The sequence below is a fragment of the Stenotrophomonas maltophilia genome, from assembly GCF_047497515.2.
Taxonomy (GTDB): Bacteria; Pseudomonadota; Gammaproteobacteria; order Xanthomonadales; family Xanthomonadaceae; genus Stenotrophomonas.
On record NZ_JAXAXL020000017.1, the window covers coordinates 102,851 to 110,758 of the forward strand.

The following is a 7,908-nucleotide window of genomic DNA, read 5'->3' on the forward strand; positions in this document are numbered from 1 at the left end:
GGGGGGGGCGGGCCGGGGGCCGCCCCTCGACCCATGTTCCCGGGTTGCCGGCCAGCGGCCGGCTCTACCATGCGATGATCGCGCCCATGAAGATCTATCTTGTCGGCGGCGCCGTGCGCGACCGCCTGCTGCAGCGTCCTGCCGGCGACCGCGACTGGGTGGTGGTCGGCGCCACGCCCGCGCAGATGGAGGCGCTGGGCTACACCGCCGTGGGTCGCGGTTTTCCGGTGTTCCTGCATCCGAAGACCGGCGAGGAGTACGCGCTGGCGCGTACCGAGCGCAAATCCGGCCGCGGCTATCGTGGCTTCGTGGTCGATGCCGATCCGGCGGTGACGCTGGAAGAGGACCTGCAGCGCCGCGATTTCACCATCAATGCGATTGCCTGCGACGAGGACACCGGCTCGCTGGTTGATCCTTATGCGGGCGTGCGTGATCTTGAACAGCGCGTACTGCGCCACGTCGGCCCGGCCTTTGTTGAAGACCCGCTGCGCGTGCTGCGCGCGGCGCGCTTCATGGCGCGCTTCGCACCGCTGGGCTTCACCGTTGCAGCGGAGACGATGGCACTGATGCGCGAAGTCGCCGCCAGCGGCGAGCTGGATGCGCTGGTACCGGAACGTGTCTGGCAGGAACTGCGCAAGGCGCTGGCCAGCGCACAGCCCTCCGCGTTCCTGCGCACCCTGCATGACGCACATGCGCTGGGCCCGATCCTGCCCGAGCTGGAAGCGCTGTACGGCGTGCCACAGCGCGCGGAGTTCCACCCGGAGGTCGACACCGGCATCCACCAGGAAATGGTCAGCGACATGGCCGCGAAACTGGCGCCGGGTGATGACCTGGTCGGCTTCGCCGCGCTCACCCACGACCTCGGCAAGGGCCTGACCCCGCCGGAGGAATGGCCGCGCCACATCATGCACGAGCAGCGCGGCATCAAGCCGCTGAAGGCATTGTGCGCGCGGTTGAAGATTCCCACCGAGCACCAGCAGCTGGCCGAAGCGGTCTGCCGCGAGCACTTGAACGTGCATCGCATCGACGAACTACGCGATGCCACCGTACTGGAACTACTGGGCCGCTGCGATGCGTTGCGCCGGCCGGAACGCGTGGCGCGCATCGCGCTGTGCTGTGAGGCCGACAAGCGGGGCCGGCTGGGATTTGAGGACGCCGAATACCCGCAGGGTGAAACGCTCAAGCGCCTGCACCAGGCGGCGCTGTCGGTACAGGCGCGGGACCTGGATTTGGTTCATTTGAAGGGCCCTGCGGTGGGCGAGGCGCTGGCGAGGGCCAGGGTGAAGGCGATTGCGGCAGCGCGATAGGAATGTGCGGCTTGCTGGGAAGGCGCGGTGTCAGTCGCTGATGGTCAGTACCTGAAATAGGTATCGCCCAAGGCGGGGTGGTCGCCCGGCTGACGCTTCTGCTTGGTGATGCGTCGCAGATTGATGCGCTTTGCATTGGGCCAACCCAACGTTCCGAATATCGCATCGGCCATTTTTGCGAACCGCGTGAAATGGCGGCCAATTCTGTATCCAAGGTAGAGGCAAACCAGAACGCATATCAAGTATGCGTCCGCGATCATCTCCAAGGGTGCCAGTCCGTCTCCCGTGAGAGCATCGAGCACGAAAAATCCGATCTGGATCATGTACAAGGGAACAGATAGCGCCAGCGAGTACTTGGCCACCGCGATCCAGTGAGCCCAGCTGCCTGAACTGACATACGGATAAGAAACGATGAGTCTTTTCTGCTCATCGAGCACGGACAAGGCAATGAAGTTCCCCACCTTGTCCCGACGCCCGACCACCCGCACGGAGTCGCCCTCTTTGAAGGGCCAATTCCAGAACAACCCCTTCACCAGCATTTCGCCGAAGCGAAATTCCACTCTCGTAGCGGGTTCTTCCGTTTCCTCATTGGACATCATCGCCATGCCAGCGGCGGGCCCGCTAAGGCCCAGCGCTGCGGCTGCGACGCCCGTGGCCGCCATCTTTTCGCGATCCCCGTCGCGCCAGAATACGTTCTGCACCACATGTCTGACCCGCAGATTGGAAATGATGCCGGTTTCCGTCTCGAACAGCACCTTGCCGGTCGAGCCCGGCTTACGTTTACGATTCACTGCAATCCGCCTGGAAAATGCCAAACTCTGGCAGCGTGCTTATCTGAAGCCTTCGAATCCGGACAACTGAAGCCCTCTCAATATCTGAAGTACGTATCACCCAAGGCTGGATGGTCGCCATCCTGCCGCTTCGCCTTGGTTGTTCTTCGAAGATTAATTGACGCCCCCCGCTTCCAACCGAGAGTGTCAAATATAGAGTCCGCCATCCTTGCAAAGCGGGAGAATCTGCGACCGACCCTATAACCAACCGCGCCAGAAACAATAATTCCTCCAAGATAGGCATATATCAGAACTTGATTTGGCAAAGATGTGGTAACAGATAGCAAACCCAAAAAAACAGCCCAGTACGTAGCGGCAAATACAACAGAGTACTTGGCCACCGAGACCCAGTGCGCCCAAGTCCCTGCACTCACATGAGGATAAGACACGATCAACTTCATGCTTTCATCAAGCACCGACAAAGCAAAGAACCCCCTATTACTATCTCGCGTTCCAACCACTCTGACAAAAGCCCCTTCTTCAAAGGGCCAGTTCCAAAGCAGCGCTTCAACATTCACCTCGCCGAGCATAAACTCAACCTTTGCAACAGGCTCTTCCATTTCCTCTGCGGACATCATCGCCAAGCCGGCAGCCGAACCACTGAGACCTAATGCGGCGGACAGCGCACCGGTCGCAGCCATTCCTACGCGATCGCCTTCTCGCCAGAAAATGTCTTCCATCACGTATTGAACCTTGAGGCCGGAGATAACTCCGCTCTCCATTTCAAGTCGAGCCTCTTTGCCGTCACTCATTTGCGTACCACTCCTTGACGGGCCGGATCGAAACCAAGCTAATAGCGCCCCCACACTGCCTATTTGATAGCAACTAGTATCTGAAGTAGGTATCCCCAACGCCGGAAGAATCGCCCTTTCGCGCCTGAGCGAACTTTCCAGACCTGAGATTAATCTTCGTGGGATCGCGCCAATCCAGCGCAGTGAATACGCGGTCTGCCATCCTCGCAAATCCAGATAGACGACGCCCGATCCTCCATCCAATCACTCCAAAAATTGAGGCTCCGGCAATACAGGCGCCAGAAATAACTTCGAACTTAATATCGGATTTTACGTCCCAAACAAAGGCAGTTGCGAGAATAGCCGCCCCACCCCACCAAACAACTGAGATCGCCAAGGAAATCCAGAAGACACGCAGCCAGTGCGAGGTACTGCCTGCCGTAACATGAGGATAGGAAACGATCAGCCTCTCATCCTCGTCCAATACAGAGATCGCAAAAAACGTTCCGTCGGGCCATCGATTGCCCACCACTCTAACGCTCTGCCCCTCCCTGAACGGCCAGTTCCACAGCAGCGCAGACACCGATAGATCTCCCAGCATGAACCTGACGCGCACCACTGGCTCCGCCCCCCCTTCGCTTGACATCACGGCCATGCCTGCTGATGGCCCGCTCAAGCCAAGCGCCGCTGCAACTACACCCACTGAGGCCATTTGCTCTCGATCGTCAGAACGGGACAGAACATCCTCGAACGCATGTTCAACGAAAATTTCTGAGATCACTCCAGACGCTGTATCCAGCGGAATTTTGCTCGGAACATCCATGTAATGTACGCCTTTCACGACTGCGACCTCGTAGTTACTTTCCCGATTGCCTTGTCAAACGCGTCCTTCTGCTTCAGAACGGCCACCTGCCGGTTCCTACTATCGCTGGCCGAGGGAGGAACTTTACTAGCTGCCCTCCCGAATACATTGGACTCGCACCACTTCTCGAGATCGTTCGGGCTGATTGCCCACACGGTCGCTTCAATCACAAGCAGTGCCAACGTAATCTCCCAACCGCCCAAGCGCAGTATCCAAGTGCCAACGCGCTTCATAGCCTGACTGGACAAAACGAGTTCCCCTTCCCTCGCGACCGCAGCCTCTATCCCGGCCCTCAACCCACGAAGACCTAAACTCAACTTGTTTCGCCCCAGATGACGCTCTAGAACTGGAGAGGAATAGGCCAGCGCGGTGAGAAAGTTCGCACTACCAACCGCTGACGTTAGCCCTGCCTTCATCAGCAAAGCCGCGGCAGACCAGCGCCGCCCATCTTCAAGCCGACTCTTGAAGTCCGACAAGCTGTAGGCTGCCCCAATAAAACTACCCGCTCCCGCCAGCACACTGCCGGCTACCTTCATCCGAATGGCACTGACACTGCCCTCCCCAAAGAAGCCCTTGGCTACCGCTTCATGCACACTGGTATACACAGCCACAAGCGACATGCCGGACGCCAGTAACGTTGCGTAGTCACGCGTATCCTTATCCACCTTGGTTGCCAGATGGATGAAATTCACCATCTCCAACACGCCCGTAAGGGAATTCAAACGGACGACATTGCGGCTGCTTTCCGCCGCTGCCTGCCAACGCTTGCGCATCGCCAGCGCGCCATGGTGCAGCTCCAGATCTCGAAGCGCGAACTGCATCGGCAGTGCACTCCCCTTCTTGCGATAGAACTGGATGCGCTCCAGGAAATAGCGCTTGCCCTGCTGGCCGCTGCTCAGCTCTTCGGCCACCAGGCTGATCGCCTCGTCGCGTTCCATCAATGCTCGCGTCAGGAGCACAACGCGGACCATGGCATTGCCGACAGTGTCCTGGATGCCCTTCATTGGAAATCGACTCAGAAGGTACGCACCTGCGGTAGTGACGAAGCGATCAACGCCACTGTCCCGAAGGATGCGGGCACTGGCGGTGGAGGGCGCAGCCTCCTTCTGCGCCACCTCCAACTTGCGGTAAAGGCTCAAGAAAGACTTCAGATGTGCGGTGCCTGCAATGAATGCCGCCCAGCTTGCGCCCGTCACCTCAAGAATTGTGTCGGCCCCGACCTGCGCCGCCGAGAGTGTCTGCTCCAGCTCCTTGCGAGCCTCTTCCTGGTTCTTCGCGATAGCTCGCCAGAGCAGGGAGCCTCTTCCGGTAACTTTTGTGTCGTTGGCCGATTCAGTCAGAAATGCACGGCCGATCTCGTGCATGCCGAGCGCCGCAATGGCATCGGTGATTACTTCCTCGTACCACACGCCTTGCGCCGCAGACTGGCCGTCAAAGTCCTCCAGCGTTGCCAGAAACAGATCATGACGGAGCCAGGCAACCAGCACAGCCATCTCTGGGCCCAACCGGTCGAGCACCATCTGCGCCATTGCATCCATGTTCTTCTTGAACGCGGTAAAGCGGGGCTCATCAATCAGCGGCCAATACTTGTTCTTCCACGCGTCCTGCGCATCCTGCAGATAGAGCGGCAGAAACATGTCCTTGTATGCCTGCTCCCGCTTCTTTTTTTCCTCCTCGGAGATCTTCACTCTCGGGTCCCATGAAGGCAGTGAGGGATTCCCGAGGCGGAGCTGCCGTTCTTCCTCCCGCACGGTCTGCGCTGCATAGTTGCCCGCCATCACCGCGCCGTTGAGTTCCAGCAACCGCGAGATCTGTTCGATCTGGTCAACCGCTGAAACCTCCAGCTCGCGCTCCTGCTTGAACTGGCCGATGCAGGCAGCCAGATCATTGCAGAAGCCACTGAGCTCATGCACAGCACCCACCGCGTCCCACAATCCCAACAGCATGGGCGGGTACTCTTGGCGATCACTGCCGATTCGCCCGTTGCTGCTATGTTGCTGCAGCAGCTTGAAGCGCTGTTCGCGAGGGTCGATACCGCCGTTACGGGGGTAATCCCGCCGTGACCATGGGTAACGCGTGCCGTGCTTTCGCAGCCGTGCGACGTTGAGTGCTCCATCCAGCGTGGAAGCCGCCGGGAGCGCGCTGATGTGAGGGAGATCCGGCGGATCGCCAGAGGGATTGTCCAGCAACCGATATTCCATGATTGGGGCCAGCCCAGCGGCATCCTTCAACGGTGCTTGGTCGCCCTCCGCTCTCGCCGACCTGATCCATCTGGCAGGCTCGATCGGCTGCATCCGCTCGGCGCGCAGCGCGGGGTCGGATCCATAGCGATCCAGCGTCGCGAGTGTCCAAGGGTGCTGGGAGTAGGCGAGCCAGACCGTTCCGCACACATCGGGACGCGGTATGGTGATGAACTCGGTGCGCATGTAGTCGTGACCGCTGCGCCCACAGCTCGGCAGCCCTGCTCCGACGATGGGGCGGGCGCTCATTGCGGAAGGCTGCCGCCACAACGTACCGTTTTCGGCAATGGCGTAGCATTCCCAGTACTGAGGGCCGTAAGGCCCCTTCTCGTAGTACAGGTACAACATGCCTTGGCGCATGGTCCTGAGAGCATGCTCAAGTCCCGCTGCACTCATGTCAGCGTCGGGCACATGCGAGGGTGATAGGCCGCCCAGGTCGACGTCACAACTGTCGGGCACCAAGGTATAGCGCACCGGCAGAATGGCGAGCCCGGTAGAGCGGCAGATGTCGCAGACCGCGCGGCTCTGCGACTCCGGCGGTGCGGCGGTAACAACAGGAAGGTCAGATACGGTTTGGCTGTCCTTGCCGCGAACTCCCCTGTTGCTGCTGCCGGTATAGGAACCGCTCACGTCGTTTCCTTCCTCACCATGCTGCGTCATGTGTGCAACCCTCCCTTGATCGCAGCTGCGTGTCCCGACGCTGCCGCGCGTATGTCCTGCCACTCTGCGTCTTCAATGCGCCATGCCAGTTCGTCGTACCGTTCGCCCTGCTCCACCTGCGCCAGCAGCGCCTGAAGGATGGGATGGCGGTGGAAATGAGGGCCAAAGGAGATCGCATGCTTTGCGAATAGATCGAGCTCATGTCCATTGGCCACGCCGCGACGGTGCGCTTCCTCTACACAACGTTGTACGTGTGCGAAGGTCGAACGGTCGGGCAGATCGCCGGTCTGCAGCGCATTGATCCAGGCCTGGTTCAATGCGCCGATGCATTCCACCTCCGACCAGGAGACGGTGGGGTCGCCGGGCAGCGCGGGCGCGACCATGTTGTTGATGGTCAATTGCCCCCAGCAATCCAGGAATGTCCACGTTGTGGCGCCCGCAAACCGATACGCCCGTTGCGAACGCGATGAGGTGTGCAGGAACAGGTCCGTCACCATGGGATCGTAGTAGCGTAGCCACCGCTTTCGACCTTGGGCGTGCGGGCAGTGAGCGATCGCTTGCGCGGCAAGCTGGTTGGCCAGATGCCGGGGCAGCAATGGCGTCCAAAGCCAGGCACACGCGCGTTGCGGGCGTCCGGTCAGTAACGACGTCACGGAGCGCTGCTCCATCGCCATTGCCATCGCCTGGCCGGACAGCAGGGAATGCATGCCTCTGCTCAGGTCGAGCGGGATCAGGGAAGGCCACATGGCTGCCGGTATCTGCCGAATGGTGATCGGAACGGGTTGGATCCCAGCCGAGTCCAGCAGCGCATCGAAAGCCTCGTCCATCTCGCATCGCTCTACCGCTGGCTGCATCAGCAGGTGGCATTGCCCTGCGCTGCTGCGATCGATACCGATCAGCTGTTCGCACAACGATTCAACCGACATCGGCGCACCCTTCCTGTCGGCATACTGCTGCGTTCAAGTGCGGCTCGCAGCCATTGAACTGCCCAGCTGGAACGTCGGTCTCCTCCGAACTGATCAGCGGCCCCACCCAATCCCGCTGGCTGGCCTTGAACTCCACTTTTCCCGGCGCCCCCAGCTCGATGTTGTCGCCCTCGATCCGGATATAGGCCCCTGCCGCCGTCGCCAGCAGATGCTTGCTCGGCGCCGACAGCTGCACGTCCGCTTCGGTACTGGCGATGCGTACCTTGGTCTTGGCCGCCACGATCATCTGGTTCTTGTGCGCACGCGCACTCACCTTGCCCTGCGCGGCGTGCAGCGCGATGCCGCGCTCCTG

At 60.3% G+C, this 7,908-nt stretch carries 7 protein-coding genes; 1 reads left to right on the forward strand and 6 read right to left on the reverse strand.

Annotated elements, in window-relative coordinates; all coding sequences use genetic code 11:
* The first annotated feature begins 86 nt into the window (after positions 1–86).
* The gene (locus ACMZPQ_RS19185; RefSeq protein WP_197584030.1) at positions 87–1,307 is read left to right on the forward strand and encodes a multifunctional CCA addition/repair protein; all 1,221 of its coding nucleotides are present in this window, start codon (positions 87–89) and stop codon (positions 1,305–1,307) included.
* Between the two features lie 44 nt (positions 1,308–1,351).
* Here the strand turns inward: ACMZPQ_RS19185 and ACMZPQ_RS19190 are convergent, their stop codons facing one another.
* The 6 genes from ACMZPQ_RS19190 to ACMZPQ_RS19215 all read right to left on the reverse strand — a co-directional run.
* Positions 1,352–2,098: a putative type VI secretion system effector gene (locus ACMZPQ_RS19190; RefSeq protein WP_312646571.1), complete on the reverse strand. Its 747-nt coding sequence runs from the start codon at positions 2,096–2,098 to the stop codon at positions 1,352–1,354.
* Between the two features lie 77 nt (positions 2,099–2,175).
* Entirely contained in the window at positions 2,176–2,889 is a 714-nt protein-coding gene (locus tag ACMZPQ_RS19195) for a putative type VI secretion system effector (protein ID WP_312646573.1), read from the reverse strand.
* A 73-nt stretch (positions 2,890–2,962) separates the two neighbouring features.
* Positions 2,963–3,691, reverse strand: a complete 729-nt coding sequence (locus ACMZPQ_RS19200; RefSeq protein ID WP_197584029.1) for a putative type VI secretion system effector — start codon at positions 3,689–3,691, stop codon at positions 2,963–2,965.
* Positions 3,692–3,705: 14 nt separating this feature from the next.
* Positions 3,706–6,600, reverse strand: coding sequence for a T6SS effector BTH_I2691 family protein (locus ACMZPQ_RS19205; RefSeq protein WP_312646576.1), 2,895 nt, complete (start codon positions 6,598–6,600; stop codon positions 3,706–3,708).
* A 26-nt stretch (positions 6,601–6,626) separates the two neighbouring features.
* Positions 6,627–7,556, reverse strand: coding sequence for a DUF4123 domain-containing protein (locus tag ACMZPQ_RS19210; RefSeq protein ID WP_197584026.1), 930 nt, complete (start codon positions 7,554–7,556; stop codon positions 6,627–6,629).
* The coding region (locus ACMZPQ_RS19215; protein ID WP_495495856.1) for a DUF2345 domain-containing protein at positions 7,546–7,908 on the reverse strand (363 nt) is incomplete at its 5' end. The genes ACMZPQ_RS19210 and ACMZPQ_RS19215, both read right to left, overlap by 11 nt.